The 3,732-nt window shown below is 49.5% G+C and carries 4 protein-coding genes; 1 reads left to right on the forward strand and 3 read right to left on the reverse strand.

Going from position 1 to position 3,732, the window contains the following annotated elements; translation table 11 throughout:
- Together ACR0P9_RS08915 and truA are read right to left on the reverse strand one after the other, a co-directional pair.
- On the reverse strand, positions 1-296 hold a 296-nt coding region (locus ACR0P9_RS08915; RefSeq protein WP_432619331.1), incomplete at its 3' end, for a FadR/GntR family transcriptional regulator.
- A gap of 56 nt (positions 297-352) precedes the next feature.
- Positions 353-1,093 (reverse strand): tRNA pseudouridine(38-40) synthase TruA, encoded by a 741-nt coding sequence (truA, locus tag ACR0P9_RS08920; protein WP_432619333.1) that lies wholly within the window; start codon positions 1,091-1,093, stop codon positions 353-355.
- 335 nt (positions 1,094-1,428) lie between these two features.
- On the opposite strand from truA, the gene ACR0P9_RS08925 reads away from it, so the two are divergent.
- The gene (locus ACR0P9_RS08925; protein ID WP_432619335.1) at positions 1,429-2,886 is read left to right on the forward strand and encodes an alanine/glycine:cation symporter family protein; all 1,458 of its coding nucleotides are present in this window, start codon (positions 1,429-1,431) and stop codon (positions 2,884-2,886) included.
- Between the two features lie 101 nt (positions 2,887-2,987).
- On the opposite strand, the gene ACR0P9_RS08930 is transcribed toward ACR0P9_RS08925, so the two are convergent.
- A partial coding sequence (locus ACR0P9_RS08930) for an alpha amylase C-terminal domain-containing protein (RefSeq protein WP_432619337.1) occupies positions 2,988-3,732 on the reverse strand: 745 nt, incomplete at its 5' end.

Raw genomic sequence — 3,732 nt, forward strand, 5'->3', positions numbered from 1 at the left:
TACAAATCGCGCAAGGTAATCTTAGTGTCCGCCAGTACGCCAAAGCCCAGCTGATCTGTGTTGGCGTACTGATTGATTTGATCCGACACAAACGTACCCTTGCCGCGCTTGACGGTGAGCAACCCTTCCGAAGTCAAAATGCGGATGGCCTCGCGCAGCGTCGCGCGGCTGATTCCCAACTGTTCCGACAAATCGTTCTCGTTGGGCAGCTTTTCGCCGTAGTGAAATTTTTGTTGTTTGACGATCATATGGCGCAGCCGGTCTGCCGTGCGCTGCGTGAGTGTATTGTTCTTCATGACATATTCTTCCTTATATTGGCATATTCCTTATCATACCACTTTTTCAGAAGAAATCAATAGAGAACTGCTTCCAATGTCAATCCTTGCGGCGGCATGGTCACGCCCGCCTGCTGACGATCCAAGCTCTCCAAGACAGCGGGGATACTCTCCGGCGCACGCTTTCCCTCGCCGACCTCGACCAGTGTTCCAATCAAGATTCTTACCATATTATACAAAAATCCTGTGCCCTCGACATCAAAGCAAATCTCTCGCGGATTCCGCGTAATCGTAATGGCTGTGATGGTTCTCACGGTAGATTTCTTAAACCGTTTATTGACAGAGGACAGCGCGCGGAAGTCGTGTGTTCCGATCAGATAGGCCGCCGCCCGCTGCATCGCCTCGACATTCAGCTCATTTTCCCACGCACAGACATAATTTCTCGTAAAGACATCCGGTACGCCGCCGTCGCACAGCCGATACCGATAATGCTTTCCCTTGGCATTGAGCCGTGCATGAAATCGCTCCGGTGCCTGCTCACAAGCGATCACGGCGATGTCCTGCGGCAAATATTGATTTAAAATTTCCTGTATTTCGTGTGCACTTTTCTCTGTATTGATTTTGACGTTTGCAACCTGTGCCCGCGCATGAACACCGGCATCGGTTCTGCCTGCGCCGTTAATTTCCACGGCGTGTCCTGTCATGCGGCTGAGAATCTGCTCAATCTTGCCTTGAATGGTATTATCTGTATTGCCCTGTCTCTGCCAGCCACTGTATCGTTTTCCATCGTATTCTATTGTCAATCGAAAATTCGTCACGTTCGATTCTCCTTCGTGTTTTTCTCTGCATTAACCTTATCATGGATAAGTAAAAATTGCAACCAGATATGCATTATTTCATTCATTTTTATATTTCCAAAAATGATTTGCACATTTTTTGTACGATTTATTCGTCTTTTGTGTTAGTTTTAAAATTTTTTCAAAAAACTTTTGAAAGACGCTTGCTTTTTTCCTGCAAATGCAGTATGATAGGAGCAACTTAAATACCGCATGACAGCAGATAGACAAAGGCGTCTCGTTCCCGCCCTTGTCTATCTGCTTTTTTTCGCAAAACTTCTGTCATGCCCCGTATAATAAGAAGGGAGTCAAACATTATGGAAACATTCTCGAACATCGTTTCTGCAGTAGACAGCTTTGTCTGGGGTCCAGTCATGCTCGTGCTCCTCGTGGGAACCGGCGTTTTCTTGACCGTCCGCATCGGTTTTGCCAGCTGGCGAAACCTGCCGTATGCTCTGCATTCGGTATTCAGCAAGGAAGCGCGCGGCACACACCGCGGCACCGGCGATATTTCCCCATTCGCCGCGTTAATGACCGCTCTCGCCGCTACCATCGGTACCGGCAACATCGTAGGCGTCGCTACCGCCTTGGTCAGCGGCGGTCCTGGCGCACTGGTTTGGATGGAAATTTCCGCTATTTTCGGTTTAACCAGCAAGTTCTCCGAATGTATGCTGGCAATCAAGTACCGTGTGAAGAATGAAGCCGGTGAAATGCTCGGCGGCCCGATGACCACCATGAAGCGCGGCCTCAAGAACAAGACCTTTGGTGCTGTGCTCGCCATGCTGTTTGCTATCTTTGCTGTCATTGCCTCGTTTGGCATTGGCAACATGACACAGGCAAATTCCATCTCTACTGCATTGAATACCACCTTCCATGTACCGGAATGGATTGTCGGTCTGGTTGTTGCCGTTCTGGTTCTGTTTATTCTGCTCGGCGGCATCACCCGTCTGTCCAAGGTTTCCTCTGTCATTGTTCCGGTTATGGCAGTGTTCTATCTAATTTTTGGTATCATCGTCATTCTCGGCAACATCACCACTGTTCCGAGTGCCATTGTTCTGATGTTCAAGTGTGCGTTTAGCCCAGACGCCGTTGCTGGCGGTGTGCTCGGCACCATTACCTCCAGCATGATGAGCTCGATGCGTTACGGCGTGGCTCGCGGCTGCTTCTCCAATGAAGCCGGCATGGGCTCCGCAGCCATCACTGCTGCCGCTGCTACCACAGATGATCCGGTTCGTCAGGGCTATATCAACATGACTGGCACGTTCTTCGATACGATTATTATCTGCACCATTACCGGTTTGGCTATCTGTTCTTCCGGTGTGCTCGGCATGACCGATGCTTCCGGCGAATTGATTGTCGGCTCTGCCCTGACCATTGAAGCATTCCGCACGGTTCTCGGCACCTTTGGTGCTTGGATCGTCACCATTGGCATCGCTTTGTTCGCCTTCTCTACCATTCTCGGTTGGGAATATCACGGTGAAAAGGCACTGGAATACATCGTCAAGAAGAAGTCCATCTGCACGATTTACCGTGTCGTCTTCTCTATCATCGCCTTTTTCGGTGCAACGATGTCTCTGGATCTCGTTTGGAACCTGTCGGATATTGCCAACGCTCTGATGGCAATCCCGAACCTGATTTGTCTGCTGGCTCTGTCCGGTGTCATCGCCAAGGAAGTCAAGCGTTTCCAGCCGACCATCAAGGCTGAACGCGAAGCACGCAAGGCAGGCAAGATTGTTTCGGCATCCGACTCTTCCAATGCAAGCAATGCTTCGTAATTTCTTTTAACACACGATAACAACCACCTCTTTCCTTTCTGGAACGAGCAAAGGCTGTCTCTCGATTGAGACAGCCTTTGTTTTTATGTCTTGTATGAAAATCAGAACTTAAAGACAGCAACGCCATAACCCGGCAGCGGATAATCAATCGAATACGGCTGACCATCGCACTCAGAAGCCTTTGCCTGATAAATAACCGGCTCGGTATCTGCCACGCCGCCAATTTCCGGTGCCTTTGTGCTGAAGATCTTGGTGTAACGCTTTTTCTTCGGCACACCAACGCGATAATCCGGACGCTCTACCGGCGTGAAGTTGATGACAAACAGCAGATTGTTGCGCTTGCTCGGCGAATAGCGAACAAAGCTGAAGATGCTGCGGTCGCCATCGTTTGCATTGATCCACTGGAATCCATCCCACGTATCATCCATGCCGTACAGTGCCGGATACTTGTTGTACATGGCAAGCAGCTGACCAACATAGTCCTTGAGATCTCTATGCTTCGGGTCATCCAGCGACGGCCAATCCAGCTCGCGTTCTTCGCTCCACTCGCGGCGTTCACCGAATTCCTGTCCCATGAACAGCAACTTTTTGCCCGGATGTCCCAACATGAACGCATAAGCAGCCTTCAAATTGGCGAACTTCTGCTCATCGTTGCCCGGCATCTTTTCCAGCATAGACTTCTTGAGATGTACCACTTCATCATGAGAGATGACAAGAATATAATTCTCGCTGTACGCATAAGTCATGGAGAAGGTCATCTTGTTGTGATTATATTTGCGGAAATACGGATCGCACTTCTGATATTCCAAGAAGTCATTCATCCAACCCATGTTCCACTTAAAGTCA

It is taken from the genome of Butyricicoccus sp. (assembly GCF_050872565.1).
GTDB lineage: Bacteria > Bacillota > Clostridia > Oscillospirales > Butyricicoccaceae > Butyricicoccus_A.